The sequence below is a fragment of the Streptomyces sp. NRRL S-31 genome (genome assembly GCF_000718775.1).
Classification (GTDB): Bacteria; Actinomycetota; Actinomycetes; order Streptomycetales; family Streptomycetaceae; genus Streptomyces.
In genome coordinates this window covers 67,440-85,105 of the sequence record NZ_JOCB01000022.1, presented here as the reverse complement: position 1 = coordinate 85,105, position 17,666 = coordinate 67,440, and the positions used below count along the sequence as shown (strand labels likewise).

17 protein-coding genes and 1 pseudogene are annotated in these 17,666 nt (G+C 73.0%); all 18 read right to left on the bottom strand.

Annotation, left to right across the window (positions count from 1 at the left end; genetic code table 11):
* Nucleotides 1–323 precede the first annotated feature (323 nt).
* The 18 genes and pseudogenes from IF37_RS0111735 to IF37_RS0111655 all read right to left on the bottom strand — a co-directional run bounded on the left by IF37_RS0111735 (nt 324) and on the right by IF37_RS0111655 (nt 17,562).
* On the bottom strand, nt 324–1,121 hold the full coding sequence (locus tag IF37_RS0111735) for a RimK family alpha-L-glutamate ligase (protein ID WP_030740272.1): 798 nt from the start codon (nt 1,119–1,121) through the stop codon (nt 324–326).
* On the bottom strand, nt 1,118–2,116 hold the full coding sequence (locus IF37_RS0111730) for a RimK family alpha-L-glutamate ligase (RefSeq protein ID WP_037856268.1): 999 nt from the start codon (nt 2,114–2,116) through the stop codon (nt 1,118–1,120). Before IF37_RS0111730 ends, IF37_RS0111735 begins: the two co-directional genes overlap by 4 nt.
* 443 nt (nt 2,117–2,559) lie before the next feature.
* A complete protein-coding gene (locus IF37_RS45675; protein WP_079165681.1) occupies nt 2,560–2,877 on the bottom strand; it encodes a DUF6087 family protein in 318 nt (105 codons plus the stop codon).
* A 73-nt stretch (nt 2,878–2,950) separates the two neighbouring features.
* Complete coding sequence (locus IF37_RS0111725; RefSeq protein ID WP_030740266.1) at nt 2,951–4,081, bottom strand: protein-L-isoaspartate O-methyltransferase; 1,131 nt, start codon at nt 4,079–4,081, stop codon at nt 2,951–2,953.
* A complete protein-coding gene (tgmB, locus tag IF37_RS0111720) occupies nt 4,081–5,046 on the bottom strand; it encodes an ATP-grasp ribosomal peptide maturase (RefSeq protein ID WP_030740264.1) in 966 nt (321 codons plus the stop codon). Before tgmB ends, IF37_RS0111725 begins: the two co-directional genes overlap by 1 nt.
* On the bottom strand, nt 5,046–5,342 hold the full coding sequence (tgmA, locus tag IF37_RS0111715) for a putative ATP-grasp-modified RiPP (protein ID WP_030740262.1): 297 nt from the start codon (nt 5,340–5,342) through the stop codon (nt 5,046–5,048). Before tgmA ends, tgmB begins: the two co-directional genes overlap by 1 nt.
* A 110-nt stretch (nt 5,343–5,452) precedes the next feature.
* Entirely contained in the window at nt 5,453–6,118 is a 666-nt protein-coding gene (locus tag IF37_RS39265; protein WP_052845115.1) for a hypothetical protein, read from the bottom strand.
* On the bottom strand, nt 6,115–6,768 hold the full coding sequence (locus IF37_RS0111705; RefSeq protein ID WP_052845114.1) for a hypothetical protein: 654 nt from the start codon (nt 6,766–6,768) through the stop codon (nt 6,115–6,117). Before IF37_RS0111705 ends, IF37_RS39265 begins: the two co-directional genes overlap by 4 nt.
* Entirely contained in the window at nt 6,768–7,289 is a 522-nt protein-coding gene (locus tag IF37_RS44450; protein WP_301540322.1) for an ATP-binding protein, read from the bottom strand. Before IF37_RS44450 ends, IF37_RS0111705 begins: the two co-directional genes overlap by 1 nt.
* A gap of 103 nt (nt 7,290–7,392) precedes the next feature.
* The gene (locus tag IF37_RS0111695; protein WP_030740249.1) at nt 7,393–8,583 is read right to left on the bottom strand and encodes a helix-turn-helix domain-containing protein; all 1,191 of its coding nucleotides are present in this window, start codon (nt 8,581–8,583) and stop codon (nt 7,393–7,395) included.
* A 116-nt stretch (nt 8,584–8,699) separates the two neighbouring features.
* Nucleotides 8,700–10,280, bottom strand: coding sequence for a N,N-dimethylformamidase beta subunit family domain-containing protein (locus tag IF37_RS0111690; protein WP_253915737.1), 1,581 nt, complete (start codon nt 10,278–10,280; stop codon nt 8,700–8,702).
* 34 nt (nt 10,281–10,314) lie between these two features.
* Nucleotides 10,315–11,005 (bottom strand): annotated as a pseudogene (locus IF37_RS41905) (IS5 family transposase); the annotation flags it as partial.
* A gap of 332 nt (nt 11,006–11,337) precedes the next feature.
* Nucleotides 11,338–12,330: an aldo/keto reductase gene (locus IF37_RS0111680; RefSeq protein WP_052845112.1), complete on the bottom strand. Its 993-nt coding sequence runs from the start codon at nt 12,328–12,330 to the stop codon at nt 11,338–11,340.
* A complete protein-coding gene (locus IF37_RS0111675) occupies nt 12,327–13,523 on the bottom strand; it encodes a glycosyltransferase family 4 protein (RefSeq protein ID WP_037856265.1) in 1,197 nt (398 codons plus the stop codon). The genes IF37_RS0111680 and IF37_RS0111675 overlap by 4 nt, the downstream gene beginning before the upstream one ends.
* Nucleotides 13,520–14,548, bottom strand: coding sequence for a lysylphosphatidylglycerol synthase domain-containing protein (locus tag IF37_RS0111670; RefSeq protein WP_052845111.1), 1,029 nt, complete (start codon nt 14,546–14,548; stop codon nt 13,520–13,522). The genes IF37_RS0111675 and IF37_RS0111670 overlap by 4 nt, the downstream gene beginning before the upstream one ends.
* Entirely contained in the window at nt 14,545–15,663 is a 1,119-nt protein-coding gene (locus IF37_RS0111665) for an endonuclease/exonuclease/phosphatase family protein (protein ID WP_052845110.1), read from the bottom strand. The genes IF37_RS0111670 and IF37_RS0111665 overlap by 4 nt, the downstream gene beginning before the upstream one ends.
* Nucleotides 15,656–16,723: a glycosyltransferase gene (locus IF37_RS0111660; protein ID WP_063886379.1), complete on the bottom strand. Its 1,068-nt coding sequence runs from the start codon at nt 16,721–16,723 to the stop codon at nt 15,656–15,658. Before IF37_RS0111660 ends, IF37_RS0111665 begins: the two co-directional genes overlap by 8 nt.
* A gap of 11 nt (nt 16,724–16,734) precedes the next feature.
* Entirely contained in the window at nt 16,735–17,562 is an 828-nt protein-coding gene (locus IF37_RS0111655) for a UbiA prenyltransferase family protein (protein WP_158727328.1), read from the bottom strand.
* Nucleotides 17,563–17,666: the final 104 nt, after the last annotated feature.

Here is a 17,666-nt window from a genome sequence, read left to right as displayed (position 1 = left end):
GTGGAGGACTGGTCGGTGCCGGGGGCGGGGCGGGTGCGGGGGCGGGTGCGGGTGCGGGGGCGGGTACCGGCGCCGGAGGCCGATGCCGGAGGCCGTGCCGGGGGCCAGATGCCGGAGGCGGGTGCGGATGCGGGTGCGGGGGGCCGGATGCCGGAGGCCGATGCCGGGGCGGATACCGGTGCGGGGGGCCGGATACCGGAGGCGGATACCGGTGCCGGGGGCCGGTGCCGGAGGCCGATGCCGGGTGCCGGTGCGCCGGGGGTGGGTGCGGGTGCCGGGGGGTGGATGCCGGATGCCGGGGCGGGTGGCGCCGGGCCCGGGTCTCAGCGGTCCCCGGCGCCCGCGGCCAGGGCCAGGGCCGCCAGGGCCTTCGGGGCTCCGGACTGGCCCCGGACGCCGGGGAAGGCGTTGATGTCCACGATCAGCGGGGTGCCGTCGCCGCCCGCGATGACGTCCACGCCGTAGACGTCCAGGGCGAAGACCTCGCCGACCCGGTGCACGAGGGCGGGCCAGCCGGCCGGCAGGCCGCCGGGGTCGAGGGGCCGGGCGGGGCCGTGCCCGCCGGGTGCGAGTTCGGAGCGGCGCAGGGCGGCGAAGAGCCGGTCCCCGATGACCCACAGCTTGTGGTCCCAGCCGCTGCCCGGCGCGAACTCCTGGACGACGACCGGCTCCCCCGGGAACGCGGCGGCGAGCTCCCGCAGGTGTGCGCCGTCGTCGACGCGGGCCACCAGGTCGTCCTTGCGGCTGTGCCGGCTCTTGACCACCACCGGCCAGGACGGCTCCGCTCCGGCGGCCAGCCGGGCGAGGGTGGGCCAGGTGCGGGTGGCCGCGAACGGGAGGCTGGCCCGCCGGGCCCGCTCCGCCATCGCCGTGCGGTCCTGGCACAGCGCGGTCGCGGCGGCCGAGTTCAGCACGGGGGCGCCGCGCCGCTCCAGGGCACGGGCCAGGGAGAGGGCGCGCGGGGTACGCGCCTTGAGCAGGTAGACGTCGGCGAGCGGTCCGGGGGCGTCCGTCGCCGTCTCCGGGTCCAGTGTCTCCACCCGGTGCTCGGGGGTGAGCAGGGCGGTGGTGCCGGCCAGCAGCTCATGGCCGGGGTCGCGGGTGATCAGGCCGATCCTCATACGGTCTTGCCCGCCGCCACGGGGACCGGCGCCACACCGGAGACCTGCGCCGGACCGGAGACCTGCGCCGCCACGGGGACCTGCGCCGGGCCGGGGCGCAGCGGGGCCTGGGTGCCGTCGGCGGCGTCCGCGCGCTGTTCCGGCATCCGGAGCAGGGGTGCCGCGGCGGTGTCGGGCGCGCGGCCGGTGCGGGCCGCCAGCTCGAGCACCGCGCGGGCCACCCGGGCCGGCGCGTCGGGGACCTGACGGAAGCTGGGGAAGTCGTTCACGTCGACGACCACGGGGCCGTCCGGCCCCAGCACCACGTCGACGCCGTAGAGGTCGAGGCCGTAGACCGCGCCGACCCGGGCGGCTATCGCGGCCACTTCGGCCGACAGCGGCACGCGCCGTTCGGGTACCGAGTGTTCGGGGTGGAGCGGGGAGCGGCGCTCGGTCGCGTACAGCTGCCCGCCGACGCTGTAGACCTTGATGTCCACGCCCGAGTTGGCCACGTAGGGCTGGGCGATGAGCATGCCCTCGCCCGCCAGTTCGCGGACGGTCCGGGCGAGCCGGTCCGGTGAGGTCACCAGGTGCACGGCCCGTCCCGAGCTGCCGTCGGCGGGCTTGACCACGATCGGGTACTCCGCCGCCGGTATCTCGGCCAGCAGTTCCGGCCGCGCCGCGGCGTAGGTGGGCGGCAGCGGGAGCCCGTGGCCGCGGCCGATCGCCGCGGCGAGGGCCTTGTCCCGTACGCCCCGTATCGACCGGGCGTCGTTGACCGTCGTCAGTCCGGCCGAGGCGGCCGCTTCGAGCAGGGTGAGCCCGGGACCGCCGGAGACCGTCTTGAGCACCCACGCGTCATGGGTGCCCGCCTTCAGCGCCTCCGTCATGCACAGCAGGGAACCGCCCGGCCGCAGTACGTCCACCTGGTGCCCCCAGGCGGTGAGTTGGCGGATCACCTCGACCGGCATGCCGTCGTGACGGTACTGCTCCTCCACCAGAAAGCAGAGTTTCATCGCTCTTCCCCGACCCTCCGGACGCCCGCCCTGTCGTCCGCGTCCTGCGGCTGTGACGTCCTACGACGTCACAGGATGTCATGAACCGTGCTGCGCCCAGGGGATGGCCGGGAACGGACGGTTCCGCCGGGCCGCGCGGGTCGGTCCGCGGACGGTTCCGCCGGGATCGCCCGGGTCGGTCCGCGGGGGAGGTGTCCGGCTCGGCCGACCGCTCCGGGCCCTGGCCGATGCGGGCCCCGGGCGGCGATGAAGTGCCGGGACAGCAGGGGCAGCTCCCGCGCCGTCAAGGCCGCCGTGGCCAGCGTCACCAAGTCGATCGCCGTCCGGTACGGCCCCCCAGTGGGGCGCACGACTCCGAGACGCTTCCCGACATGACGAAGCCCCGCCCACGCGCCCCGGGCGGTAGCGTGCGGGCGGGGAACTCATATACCTGGACGGACCCCTCACGGCCGGTGAAACGGCTCCGTCGGCCGCCAGGGCGGCACTGCGGGCGGTAGCTTGCCGAACCGCGGCAGTGACACCCGCGCAGCGCGAGCATCAGCGCCATCGCCGGTCTCTGCGGCGGCAGCCGGCAAGTCTTCGGCCACACCGACCGGGACCCATTGGCTCCCGTCCCACTCCTGCAATCCACGCGGGGCATCCGGGGCAACGTGGGCGCCCCGCTCCGTCTGGTCTTCGAGCGGCACGGCCCGCCTCTCCCCTGCCGTAGGCCGCCGCAGATCACGCCGCGCTGCCCACTCCTCCAGAGGTTCCTCTTCCATGAGGGGCTACTCCCTTCCGCTCTCGACCACGCTCAGTGTGCCGCCCCCCGCGGATGCTCTCCAGCAGACGCGGTCAGAACCGGATAACACAGCCGCCGCGAGTCAGTTCCGTCTCGCCGTCGGCAGAGATGGTGACCTTCGCGCCGTAAACGGGGAGTTCTCCTTGCTCCACCCACCGCCGGCGAATCCCGTCGAGCACGTCGTACAGGCGTCGTGGGCCGCCCTGATGGACCGTTGCCGTGCGCTCGCCCGGCCGGGTGCGAGCGCGCGCCCAGGACCCGTCCGGGTGCAGCATCCACGTCATGCGGCTGCCGTCGTCGTCCGTGCCCGTGCGGTGCTCGATCCCGGGGGCGACCAGGGACAGCATGGACCACACCTCCCACGCCTGCGCAACGTCCAACACGGGGAACGGCGACCGCGTGACCTCACCTTCCTCCTCCCTGGCGGTGGTGAAGAGATACTCGAGGCCAGGCGGGTAGTCGTCGCCGCTGCGGGTGGCCATGAACGCGGCCCGGTCCCACTCGATACGGCCCACCGCCCGGCCGTCGTCGGTCTTGTCCGCCGTGAGGATCAGTCCGGTGTTGGCGAGCGTTGTCACCAGCCGTCCACCGGGAGCGAGAGCAGTCACCCACGCCGCGGGGATACGAGGAACGGACACCATCGACACGATCCGGTCGTACGTACCGGGCAGTTCTCGGCTGGCATCGGCGGTGACGACGTTGGGGTGCCAGCCGATTCTGTTCAGGCGGCCGGCGGCGGCCTGGGTGAGGTAGGGGTCGATGTCGAGGGTGGTGACCAGGTCGTCTCCAAGCCGATGGCAGGCCAGGGCGGCGCTGTATCCGGAGCCGGTAGCCAGGTCCAGCAACCGCACTCCCGGGATGATGCGGCCGTGCCGGAGCATGGTGAGGACCAGGCTCGGCTGTGTGGAGGACGAGGTGGGGAGCCCGATGTACGTCCGGCCGGCCTCGGCGTGGTCGGCGTGCACGGGCCCCACACGCGTGGTCAGCGTCCTGTCCGAGTAAGCGGCCTGAGCCCACGCCTCCTCCGCGGAGGGGCCGTCGGCCATCTGCCAGCCGCACCCGCCGGGCATGAACCACCGCGCCACCAGCTGATGCCGCGGCGTACCGGTGACCGGGCCCCACCAGTCCGACCCCGGGTACGAGATCCGGGCGGCAAGGGACTCCGCGTATGGCTTCCAGTCCATCAGGCCACTCCTAGCAACTCGTCGGCGATCGCCTCCGCGATCGGCAGTCCGGTTGCGCCCTGAATCCAGTCCCACTGTCCGCACGGGTTGACTTCGAGGAACGTCCACCGCCCGTCCGGGGCGACGACGAAATCGGCCGCGCCGTAGCGCAGTTGCAGCCGGTCCATCAGGGCCAGCATCCCATTCGCGACCGGGTGCGGCACCGTAGTGGTGGAGTACGTGAGAGACCCGTACTCGCTGCGCCAGTCCTCGTGCGCTGCATCACTGGTCGCATGGATGGCGGCGGCGAACATGTTCCGTCCGACTACGGTCAGCCGCACCTCGTGGTCCTTCTCGACCCACCCCTGGAAGAGATGGGCCGTGGTGCTGATCCCACGAGGGTCCGCCAGGTCGTCAGGGGTCACGAGGTGCGTGTACACAGACTTGAGCTGACCGTCCTCGACGAGCACGGGCGAGGCGACCGGCTTGCAGACGATGCCAGTGCTGATGCCGGCGGCGAACGCTGCCACGTCCTCGGGTCTGTTGGTTACCAGCGTGGGTGGGATACGCAACCCGCAGGCACGCGCGGCGGCCAGTTGCACGGGCTTGTACTCGGCTCGCGCCATGGCGGTGGGATGGTTCACCCACCGGCACTCGAGCGCGGACAGGACGCCACCGACGCCTGCGCGGGCTTGGGCCGCTGCGAATCTCTCCTCCGGGCCGGACATCCCATCGGGGAACCGGAACGCCCCGGGGGCGCGGTAGTAGACCGCGCCGACCCGGGACAGCTCCACCATCCGGCGTTCGGCGGTGAGTTCGCCCGTCCACGCCTGTTCCTGGTCGATCCGGCCGGCCAGGGTGAGGCGCCGGGGGAAGTCCGCTGTGTCCATGCGGAACACCTCCGCACCGCGGCTCTCCAGCTCGACCACGACTCGGTCTGTGGGCCAGTCATCGCAGGCTGCAACGATCAGGACGGGCTCGGTCATCAGTCCTTGGGCCCTTCGTCCAACTGCGGCGGGTTGGTCGTCGAGCCGTCCGGCACGGTCGGTGTGTGGGTGTTCGCCATACACGTCAGCCGGCCACCGTCAGCGGAGACGTTGACCTGCTGTCCGTAGTCGTACGCGTGCGCCGGAACGCGGACGGCACTGGTGGAGTCGGGGACACGGGCGAACCGCAGGGCCCAGGGCCGCGTCTCCGGGGCCGACGGCGCCTCCGTGCCGTAGGGGGTACGACCTCCGGGCGGGGTGAGCGGGAACGCTTCGCGGTCGAGAGCAGTCGTCACGTGAGATCTCCCATCGGCAGACCATCGGGTGAACCCGTACCGCACGGGCAGCACGGGAGACTTCGGGGTACTGGCGCGGGGAGAGGAAGAACCGGGCCAGTGTCGCCAGATCACAGTCGGCGGCTGGTGTTCCGCAGGGGTCCGCCTATCGTCTCTCCGGACACCGGGGCCTGGGTGTGCATGTCGACGACCGTCGCGTTCAGGAGCGTCGCCGCGATCTGACCGCCCAGCATCCACCGCAGCCGGGGATCGCCGGCGAAGAGGACGTGCTTCTTCCCGACCGGTATCGGATGTGCTTCCGGCCGGTACAGCCGGCCGTACACGCCGTCGGTGACCGCTTGGCCAACGCGCACCGAGATGAAGTTCCCCCGGTTCGGTGTGCACTGGATCTGCGCCACCGGCTGGCACGTCTCGCACGTCGGCGGGTGCGTCGTCACCTCCCGCTCAGGCCACCCGGCCTCGCCGCGATGGTCCTCCAGGAGCCACGGCCAGCCGAGTTCGTTCCGGACGGCCGGGCGCCGGCACACCTGGCACAGCTTGCGCAACATGCACTCCCGCTGCCGCGGCCCGTGCACATCACCCAGCTCCGGCTCACCCACGCCAGGGTCCGCCCGCCACGGCTTCCACAGCACACCGGCCGGCCGCCGCTGTCCCCTCAGGGCCAGCTTGCCGGACACGAACACGAGGCGCGGCTCGATGCGCTCGGTGCTCCACGCAGTGATGTACGGGACCGGACGGCCCTTGTGCCTGAGAAGCGTGTGCGGGCAGGTGGTCATCGGCGTACCACCGGCGCGCGATCGGGGGTCCGGTGGCGCGCGTGGAGGACGGCGACGACGGTGACGTCCAGCAGAGTCGCGGCCGTCCGGCTGCCGAGGACCCACCGCAGCCGGGTATCTCCCCGGAACACGGTCGTCTCCCGGCGGGGCGCCACGGTCTGCCCGCCGGCGGGCCCGTACAGCGTTCCGTGCACGCCGTCGGTGAGCACCCGGCCGACCCGAACGGCTACGGCACCGGCCCGCAGGTGCGTGTACTCGGCGGCGACGGGCCGGCAGTCCGGGCACACGGGTGGGTGCGTGGTCACCTCCCGCTCGGGACGGCCCTGCCCGCCGCGATGGTCCTCCAGCAGCCAGGGCCAGCCGTGCCGGTCCCGGACCACGGGCCGGGCGCACACCCGGCACAGCAGATGCCGCATGGCGTACCTCTGGCGCGGCCCGTGCACTTCCCCCGGGCGGGGCTCGCCAACACCGGGCCGGCTGCTCCACGGCCGCCACGACACGCCGGCCGAGTCGTCGACGCAGCCCGCCAGGGTCATCCCGCCCGGCACGGCGAGGACTCGCGGCAGTGGGGTCTTCTCCTGCGACCAGGCGGCGATGTACGGGACGGGGCGGCCCTGGTGGGTCATGCCGGCGGGAGCGGGCGGGGTCATCACCGGGCGCCTCCCGCGGGCAGGGCGAAGCGGCACCAGGTGCTGCCGCCGGCTTCGCTCGTGCCCCAGCTCCCGCCGGACTCCCGGACGAGGAAGTCGAGCAGGAGCAGGCCCCGCCCCGACTCCTCGTCCGTCCCGGCGGCCCGGGGGACGGCCCGGCCCGCGCCGCCGTCCTGGACCGAGATGGTCAGAGCGTCGTCCTGGACGGTCATGGACAGGGTGACGGACGTCCCGCCGCTGTGCATGATCGCGTTCGTGATCAGCTCGGAGACGGCAACCATCACCTCGTCGGTCATCGCCTCCAGCCCGCAGTACCGCAGTGTGGCGGCCGCGATACGGCGCATCGCCCTCACCCGGAGAGCGTCCTCCGGGAGCGGTGGGGCTCCGGCGGCACGGGGGGTGACGCCGACGGTGACGGTCAGGACGTCACCGTCGCGGCAGCGGCGTGGGAGGTCGGGGGGTGCGGCGATGGGCGCGGCGCTTCGACTAGCGCGCTCCTCCGCCAAGAGACGAGTCGTCATGGTCGGCTCCATGTCGAGATGGCCAGTGACGACATGGTGGGCCCGTGACCAGGCCCCGACTGGCATGAGTTTATGCCAGTCGGGGCCAATAGTTAACGGTATGTCACGCGTGAGAGGTCAGCCAGCTCCCGTACGAGAGGAAGCTGTCGGGGAGATGCCGATGCGCGGCCTCAAGGCTGGCGTAGGTGTCCCTCACCATCGGGTGGTATTTCGCCTGCTGCGGGGCCGTCTTCCGGGCCCTGAGCAAGCTTTTGAACGAGTCCTCGAGCTTGCCCGTCCACATCTGCGCGCGGGCGACCTCGGCCCAGTGGTGGCTCGTCCGGGACTTCGGCCAGTCGGCCGGGATGGCGAGCGTGTCCGCAGTCTCAACAGCCTTGTCGTACTTGTCGAGTTCAGCGAGTACCGATACGCGGTGTACGGCAACGTTCGTTCCGCCGAAGGCCATCCAGAGCACCTTCGTGGACTCGCCGGTGCGGGCCGCGATGCGCTCGGCCTCGGCGAGGTGCCACAAGGCCTGGTCCTCGTTGTGCGCCCGGCCGGCCATCACGGAACCGCCGAGGTGGAGCTGTCCGGTGACGACGTCCCGCTCGTGCGACGCCTCCGCCTGCCCGATGGTCCGCAGGCCGAGGTCGACGAGTCGCTGACCGGTCCGGTACTTCCCCTCCCGCAGGTAGGACAGGGCGCGGAAGTACTGGTAGGCACCTCCGTAGACGGCGCTGCTCGCGCGTTGCGCGGCCCAGTCCAGCCGGGCGAGAGCCAGCTGCGCCAGGTCGGCGTACCCCAGCTTCGTCGCCACGTCGTACGACGTGCGGTAGAGCGAGGCGAGCACCAGCCACCCATCGCTGGTGCCCTGCTCGTGCGCCGCGGTGGTGGTCTCCTCGATCAGGCCGGCGACCTGACTGGCCGCCCGCTTGATCTCACCCGCGCGGACAGCCGCGCACAGGCCCTCTGAGTCCTCCCGCAGGGTCCGCAGGGGACGGGCGGAGATGTCGGGGTCGGCTCCCAGGTCGTAGACGTCCAGCGCCTCCCGGATCGGAGTTATCAGGACGTCCAGCTCATCGGCGCGCAGCTCGTCCTTGTACGGCTGTCCGGTGATGGTCGAGACCTCCACGCGCATGGCGCGGGCGAGACAGGCGACCGCGTGCGGGGTGGCCGCGTACCGGCCTTGCTCGATCTTGGTCAGTGTGTAGTACGGGACCCCGGACAGATCAGCCAGGGCCTGCTGGGTGAGATGCCGTTCTCGGCGCAGACGGGCGATCCGTACACCCGTGTGGTCTTGAGGCAGAGCATGCATACTTGTCTCCTGTTCTGACTCGACACCAGAACGGTACCTTCGGTCGGCTCCGTAGGTACACGAACAGCCCTGCCGCCCGGCTTCCGGACGGCGGGGCTTCGTGATCGAAGGGGAAGTCATGTCCGCTCCCGGTACACCTCGCTGACGTTCGGGCGGGCTGCCGGGCGGTGGTGGGTGGCGGGGCCCTCCGCGAAGGCGCGCAGGGCGTTCTCCGTCGTGCGGGTCACGAAGGCGCGGGTACGGGCGTCCATCGCGTGGTCGCGGCCGCCGTCGGGGGTGTCGGCCATGAGGGCCTCCACCCAGCGCATGGTGCCGGTGGCGAACACCCCCGCGCCGCTCCCCGCCGTGTAATAGGCCGAGTCGCTGTGGCTGCGGCGGCCACCGCACACCAGCGGGGAGTGGGCCGTTATCTCCAGCGGTTCGGGGACGGGCGCCGTGGGGGTGACCCGGTCGTACTCGACACCGACCAGGTGGTCGAAACGGTCGCCGGGCCGTACGCCCGTTCCTTCGTACAGCCAGTGGTCCGCCGCGTGGACGACGTACGGCGCGTCCGTCGGGTACCCCTCGTAGAGCACTCCCGTGAGCGACGACTCCGGGTCCGGCGCCGGAGCGCCGCGGAAGTCGGTGGCCACCAGGGCGGGCCGGGTGGTGTAGAAGGGGTCGGCCCGCACCGAGGTCTTGTAGCAGACCACCGTGCGGTCCGGCCGCGTCCTCCCTTCCTCGAGACGGACCCGGCGGAAGCAGGTGTTGGCGCCCAGGAAGGCCACGTTGCTGCCGGCGTCCCGGGCCTGCGTGACGTGCCGGCGCTGTTCCGGGGTCCAGTACTCGTCGTGTCCCAGACAGACGATCGCGGCCGCCCCGCGCAGGACCTCCGGGTCACGGTGCACGTCCGTGCCGGTGGTGTAGGCGAGGGGTATGCCGAGCCGTTCCGCCAGCACCACCGCCGCCCGTTCGTACACCATGAACTTCTCCGCGCCGTCGGCGTCGTAGGGCCGGTCGAAGCTGACGGCCAGGGAACGGGTGGCGTACGCGCCGGAGGCGCCGGCGTAGAGGCTGTAGCCGCCCCACCGGTTGTACGCCTGCCAGGTGGCCGGGGCGTGCATCAGGACCGTCCGGCCCGTGCCCCGCGTGGAGCGCAGGATCAGCGGGATGTAGCGCTGGTGGCCGGCGTCCGTCTCCAGCCGCAGCAGGTACGCGCCCTCCGGCCAGCCGGACGTGCCGAACGTCAGCGTGCGCGGCCAGTCCGCGCGCACGGTGCGGGTGTCCGGCAGGAAGCGGGGCTCCGCCTGGACGCGGCCCCGTACGCGCTCCGACGACCACACGAGCCGGGCCTGGGCCCCTCCGTACCAGCCGACGCGGAAGGCCGAGACCCGGAAGGACGCCGCGGTCGTCGAGACGTACAGTCCGCACTCCTCGCCCGGCGTGACGCTCACCCGGTCCGCGTAGCCGGCGACGGCCGGAGCGGGAGCCCGGGCAGCGATACGCCAATCGGGTGTCCCCGGCCGGTCCCGTTCCGTCTCGGGCCGGTGGGAGGCGGCCGCCCGCGGGTGCTCCCGCGAGGGTCCGGCCGGGTCGCAGGCGGTGGCCGTCACGGAGGCGATCCCGAGGCCGGCGCACGCTCCGAGGAACCGCCTGCGCCCCAGTCGCCGCGCGGGTGCCACCCCGTGATCCGGTCTCTCCTCCCGTGCGGGACCCATGCCCATGGCGCCTCCCGTACCTGCGGCTCGCGCGTCACCTGCTCTCCGGGCCAAGGTGGCACAGCGACGCACGGGCCGCGCGCCCGGACGTGGTCGTCGGGCCCGGCCACAGTGAAACACCGCGCCAAGCCAGTTCGAGCAGGCCCTGGTGGAGGTCGGCGCGTCTTTCGTAGCGGATGCGGAGTCGCTTGAACTGGTGGAGCCAGGCGAAGGCGCGCTCGACCACCCAGCGGACCTTGCCCGGTCCGGAGCCGTGGGCGCCACCGCGTCGGGCGATCACGGGCTTGACGCCGCGTTTCCACAGAAGGCGGCGGTACTTGTCGAAGCCGCAAGCCCCGGCCGGCGTACAGCCGCCGAGGCCTGCGACGGGGGCGCCCCCGCACACCTCGTATCGCCGGGACCGCGTCCAGCAGGGGCAGGAGCTGGGTGACATCGTGCCGGTTGCCGCCGGTGAGTGTGACGGCGAGCGGTGTACCGTGACGGTCGACGATCAGGTGGCGCCTGGAGCCGGGGCGGGCCCGGTCGACGGGCGGAGCACCGACGTGATCCCCCCCTTTCAAGGCCCGCACGTGCGAGCCGTCCACGGCGCTGTCGTCCAGGTCCAAGAGCTCGGCGCGGCGCAACTCGCCGAGCAGGGCGGCGTGCAGGCGGGGCCGTGCACCGGCCTCGGCCCAGTCCCGCAGCCGGCGCCAGGCCGTCGCTCCGGAGCAGCCCAGCTCGGCCGACCGCTCCGGGCTCCGGCCTTTGCCGGGCCCGGGCGGCGACGAAGTGCCGGGACAGCAGGGTCGGCTCCCACGGCGTCAAGGCCGTCGTGGCCGGCGTCACCAAGCCGAACGCCGTCCGGTACGGCCTCCAGCGGCGCCACGACTCCGAGAAGCTTCGGACCGCATGCGCTTCTCGCCCCGGACCGCTTCGAGGAGACCGGGTGGCGGCGGGTGAGCGACCGGTCGGTTGCTCACCCGCTTACTCGCCGGCGTTCCACGGCTGTGGCGTGCCGCAACGACGCCCGTGGAACGCCTGTGCCGGTGGGTGGGACAAGCCGACACCCACGGATCACCTACATACGGCCGTCGGCGGCGGCACCGCACCGGGCTTCGTCGAGCTCTACGCGCACCGCACCGGGCAGCTCGTGGGCGAGCGCGTCGAGTGCTTCGTCGAGCTGGTCGGAGGTGCTGACGCCGAGGACCGGGACGACGGGGTGGGTGCCGCCGGCCATCCAGGCGAGGACGAGTTGTGACGGGGTCAGGCCGAGCGACGCGCCGGTGGTGCGCAGGAGTTCCAGTCGGCGGGTGTTGGCCTCGGTCCGGTATTCGGGGGGCAGGGGGCGGTCCGGGCGCGTGTAGGAGCCGCCGAGGAGCGGGGAGTAGCCCTGGACGAGGAGGCCGTGCGTGGCCGCGTACTGGGCGAGTTCGGGTTCCAGCAGGCGCTGGGCGCCGGTGTCGGAGCCCGGCACCGTCGGCAGGTACGTGTGGCGCTGCTGGACGACCTCGTACGCGGCCCAGCCGTGCTTCTCCGACACCTCCCGCGCCGCGGCCAGTCCCGCCGCGGTGGTGTTGCTGGCGCCCAGGACACCGACGGACCCCGCGCGGACCAGCGTGTCGAACGCTTCCAGGGTCTCGGCGAGTTCGGTCGCCGGGTCCTCGATGTGCGAGAAGTAGAGGTCGATCCGGTCGGTGCCGAGACGCTCGGCGCTCCGGGCGAACTGCTCGGCGACCGTATCGGCGGCCAGTCCCTCGGCGTGCTCGGGCCAGGAGGCGCCGGGGGGCTCGGGGCGGGAGCCGACCTTGGTCGCGAGCAGGACGTCGTCGCGCGCGCCACGGTCGGCGAGCCAGCGCCCTATGACCCGCTCGGACTCCTCGCCCGTGCCCCCCTCGGCCCAGAACGCATAGCAGTTGGCGGTGTCGATCAGCCGTCCACCGCGCTCCACGTACCGGTCGAGCAGCCGGCGGGCGCTCTCCTCGGGCACGGTCGTCCCGAAGTACATGGTGCCGAGGGCCACACGCGCCCCGGCGAGGTCGTGCCGGACGGAATCGGTAGGGGGGGTCGTCACGCGGCGTGCTCCTTGCCTGCGTCGTCGTGCGCGGCGGAGAGCAGGGCGCCGCCGCCGGCCGACACGTCGTCGAAGAGGGCAGCATAGCGATCCAGGCAGCTCTCGGTGCCGAAGAGTTCCCGGGCCCGCAGGGCGCCGGCCGTGCGGCGTTCGGTCCCCCAGGACGCCGCCTCCAGCAGGGCGTGGCGCAGGGCGGCGGGGTCGCGCGACGGCACGATGAGACCGTGCCCGGTGGCCTGCACGGGGTAGCGTCCGCCGGGCAGGTCGGTCGTCACGGACGGGATGCCGCACATCATGGCCTCGGCCTGGGCGATGCCGAAGGACTCGGCCACCGAGGGCAACGTGAACACGTCCGTGGAGGCGTAGAAGTCGTGGATCTCCCGTCCCCCGAGGAGGCCGAGGATCCGGATGCGCGGGTCGCGGTCGGCGGCGGCGCGGACCTCGGCGATGACGCTGCCGCCCGCCACGGTCGTGTAGTCGCCGCCGATGAGCAGGCGTGCCTCGGGATCGTCGATCCCTGTGAACGCCTCCAGCAGGTAGGTCAGTCCCTTGTCGGGGACGATCCGGCCGAGGAAGCCGAAATGGGTGCCCGCGGTCTCGCGGTACCGAGGCTCGCCGCCGCGCCGGTCGGCGCAGGGCGCGGCGATCGCGGTCCTGCGAGTGGAGCGCAGCACTGGCCAGAGTTCCGAATGGGCGGCCTGGTCCTCGCTGTTGACCACGACGGCGGCGCTGCGGCGCAGGGCGAGCGCGGCGGAGCGGCGGGTGACGGCCATCGCCGCGCGGTTGACGGGGCTCGGCGGCAGCCAGAGGTCGATGTGGTAGGTGGAGACGACGGGGACCGGGCTGAGGGCCGTCAGCGGCGCCGCCTCCAGCATCGGCAGGTGGAGGTGCAGGACCCGGGAGCGGGCGGCGACCTTGCGGACCAGACCGGGGAACCCGGGGCTGACCAGCCCTCGGCCTATTTTGGCGACCACCGGGGCCCGGTAGACGTCCACACCGTTCAGCCGCTCGGTGAGCGGCAGCTCCGGGTCGTGCCGGCAGGCGACGACGGCCACCGACCGGCCGCGCGCCGCGAGCCCTTCCGCGACCACCTTGGCGACCTCGGTCAGGCCGCTGACGTAGGGCGCGTAGTAGTTCACGGCGACGCAGAGGTCGTACGCGGGGGGAGTGACGACGCGGGGGGCACGGCTCACGAGAGATCTCCGGTGGTGGGTTGCGGAAGGGTACGGGTACGGGAACGGGCGCCGCGAGCGGCCCAACTGCCGTAGCCGAAGGCGAGGACGTCGCCGACGGCGAGCAGCAGGCGGCTGACGAGGGCGGCGACGGCGGCCTCGGCGGGCGGCAGGCAGGTGGTGAGCGCAACGGCGAGGACGGACTCGCGCACCCCGATGCCGTCGGGCACGACCACGACGAGACTGGAGACGGCGGTGCTGAGGGCGAACCCGCCGAGGCAGGGGACGAGCGCCTCGCTCCATCCGGCGCCGAGTGCGACCGCGAGCAGCCACAGGTGGAGGCCGGAGAGCAGCCAGGAAGCGGTGCTGAGACCGACCGCTTCCCGGAGGGTGGCGCGGGGAACGGGGGCCAGCCGGCGGGCGACGGCCGGGATGCGCCGGACCAGGGCCAGCCCGTGGTCGAGCATCAGGGGCGCGGCGGACAGGACGGCCGCCGCGGCGCCGACGGTGAGCAGCGCGGGCAGCGGTCCCTCCGCGCGCAGGACGGCGGCGGGCAGGCCGAGCGCGGCGCCGGTGGCCACGGATACGGCGGCGTACACCCCGAAGGCGACGGTGATCTGCGCGGTCGTGATGCGGGCGCCGCGGGCGAGCCTGGCTTGCAGGAGGATGGACCAGGCGACGCCGGGGATGTATTTGCCGAGCTGCCCGGCGGCGAAGATCTGCACGGCACGCGACGCCGGCAGCGGCCCCGACAGGTGCCGCAGGGGGGCACGCCACGCCAGCGCCGTCACCCACAGCCCGGCCAGCACCGGCAGTTCGGCGAGCAGCAGCCAGGGGCCGACCCTGCGCACGGCCGCGGTGGTTTCGGCCGGGCCGCCGGTGAGGGAGCGGACGAGGAAGAACAGGCTGCCCGCGAGGACGAGGACGGTGGCGGCGGTCCGCAGGGTCCTGCGGACGCGTGAAGGTGGTGCGGGGGCGGAGGGAGTGTGGGAGCCGGCCGGTTCGGGCGGCGGAGACGGAAGGTCCTGATGCGCCGGGGCGGTCATGACGATGCCTTCGGATCGCGGGCGTCGAGGATCTGGACGCGGTGGTCGGAGGCGCCCCAGGGGGCCAGCAGGCGGTAGTCGGCGGCGACGAAGCCGTGACGGGTGAACATCCAGTCGAGCTTCCAGAGCTGGACGGCCTGGTGGGCGTTCCAGGACAGTGGAAGGGGGTTTCCGCCGGCCCGGGCCGCGTCCTGACCGAGGTCGGCCGTCCGGCGCAAGTCGCCCATCGAGGCGGTGGTGTTGAAATCGCCCGCGATGACACCGGGCGCGCCGTCGGCCAGGGCCGACGTCCGCAGCGCGGTATAGCTGTGCCCCCGGTCGCGGGCCCGGTCGCGCAGAGTGGACCAGAAGGTCCCGGAGAGCGGGCTCGCGGTGGGGTCGAGCTGGGCGGGGACGTGGACGTTGTAGACGGACAAGCGGGCGCCGCCGGGCGGGATGACGTCGACCCGCAGCACGTCCGGGTCGTCCGTCACGGGAACCGAGGCCACCGGGAACCGGGAAAGAGTGACCAACTGCCCCTTGACGACGACGTGGTAGCCGGGGAAGGCACGGTCCAGGCGGGGCCGGTCGTTGATCGGCACCACCTCCCCGTCCCGGTAGTTGAGGTACTCCGAGAGCATGTACACGTCGGCGTGCAGACCGCGTAGCCGGGTGTAGAAGGTCGCGGGGTCCTCGCCCTGGTCCCAGTACTCGGTGTTCCAGGCGACGATCCGCACCGGCACTCCCGGGTGCGGCGCCCGGTACCACAGCACGGAGGGGACCAGACCGGACTGCGGACAGGCCAGCGCCAGGGCGAGCACGGCGAGGACGACGGTCGCGCGGGCCCGGACCCGGCGCACGGCCGCGGCGGCGACCAGCAGGGCCAGGGACCCGGCCGGGTAGGCGAGCGGCGGGACCAGGGAGAACACCAGCCAGGGCCACCAGTGTCCGGACAACGTCAGGTTGAGCAGGACGAACAGCGTCCACAGCACGGTGAGGGCGAGCAGCGTTCTGCGCGGCCCTCGTCCCCCGGGGGCGCGGGGGCCGTCCGAGCCGCTGCCGTCGGCAGGGGCGTCGGGATCGGCGCCGGCGGGGACGCGGTCCGTCACCGGGCCGCCGGCCGTCGCGTCACGCATCGGCGGGACCGCCCGGCATCTGCGTCAGGGGCTTGGGGCTTCCCGCGTAGAGCCGCCGGAAGTCGGCGGACAGGAGCCAGCGCACGCCGCCGACGGCCGCCGCCGCACCCGTGGTGAGGTTCATCAAGGCGTGCAACCCGTAGAACACCGGCAGGAAGCGCAGGCCCGCCCGGCGGCGGGCGAAGTTCAGCAACCGCCGCTCCACGACGGTGTATCCGAGGAGTCCGGCGCCGCCGAGCACCACCAGCGCCTGGCTCGGCGCCCCCGGCAGCATCGCCGCGGCGAAGCCCGCCGCCGACAGGCACAGCAGGGCGACGGCCGCAGGGCGGTACGCGGTCTCCGCGAGCTTCGGCCGGCCGCGCCCACGCTCGGCGAACAGCGAGACCAGCGGCACCGAGCGGGTGAACTGCTTGCGCAGCAGGATGCCGAGGCGGTCGTCGTCATCGTGCCGCCCGACGATGTCGGCGCGCAGTTCGATCCGGGAGAACGGGGCCAGCCGGGCACCGTACTCGACGTCTTCGGTGGCGCGCAGCGTCTCGTCCAGTGGGCCGGCCGCCTCGAAGACGCTGCGGCGCACCGCGCCCAGTGAGAAGAACGCGGCGTGGACCGGCCCCGCCGCGCGCACCCGCCAGTAGTGCCCGTGCAGCACCTTGTACCGCTCCACCGGGCCGTCGTCGAAGAGCGGGACGTCGTCGTACACCCCGCAGACGAACCCGAGGCCGGGATCGGACTCCAGGGCCGCGACCGCGCGTTGGAGTGCGTCGGGCCGCAGGGCGATGTCCGAGTCGAGGAAGAAGACGATGTCGCCGGAACTCTTCAGCACGCCGAGGTTGCGCGCGGCGGAGACGCCCCGGTTCGGGGTGCTGACGACGGTGCACGGGTAACTCTCGGCTATGCGCACCGAGTCGTCGGAACTGCCGTCGTCGACGACCACGATCTCGGCCGGCGGGCAGGTCTGGGCGAGCACCGCGTCGAGGCACGCGCCCAGCGTCTTCGCGTAGTTGTAGTTGGGGACGACCACGGAGACCGTGGGGCGTCCGGTCATGGTCGGCTCGTTCATGGGGGAATTCCTCACGTGGTGGCACCGATGATCAGAAGACCGAGCCAGAGCGCCGCGTTGAGCAGCATGGCGTGGTCGCGGGACAGGTCGCGGCCCGGTTCGCCACCGGTGTCGTGCACGACGACGAGCTGGAGGTAGCGCGCGCCCGCGAAGACGGCGAAGGGGAGAGTCAGCGTGGCCAGCAGCGGGTGCCGGGAGAACAGTCCGCCCTGGGTGAACAGGGCGTAACTGATCACCGTGGTCGCCAGCATGACCATCATCAGGCTGTCCAGCAGGCCGACCGAGTAGTGCTGGAGCGCCGGCCGGTGCCGGTGCGCCTCGCCCACCGCCGCGTGAAGCGCCAGCTCGTGACGGCGCTTGCCGAGCGACAGCAGCAGGCACGAACAGTAGACGCAGATCAGCAAGTAGGAGCTGTAGGGAACCCCTGCGGCGGCCGAGCCCGCCGCGACCCTCAGCGCGAAGCCGAGGGCGACGATGCTGACGTCCACCAGCGGCTGGTGCTTGAGCCACAGGCAGTAGGCGAGGTTGACCACGAGGTAGGCGCCGACGAGCCCGGCGGCGGCCGGCGGGACCAGCAGCAGGCAGGTGGCCAGGACCGCCAGACACAGGGCGGCCAGCAGCAGCGCCCCGGTGCCCCCGATGCGTCCGCTCGCCAGCGGGCGGTGCCGCTTCTCCGGGTGCAGCCGGTCCCGATCCCGGTCGAGCCAGTCGTTCAGCACGTAGACCGCGCCCGCGGCAGCCGTGAACGCGGCGAACACGGCCGCCACGCTGCCCGCCCCCTTCGCCAGCGCGTCCGGGTCGATGGCGAGTGGCGCCACCACGACGAGCCCGTTCTTCACCCACTGGCGGGGCCGCAGTAGTCGGAACGCGGCCCGTACGCGCCCTTCACCTGTCGGTGGGGAGGCGTCAGGGTGCGGCGGAAAGGAGGTGTCGTCCGGGGCGA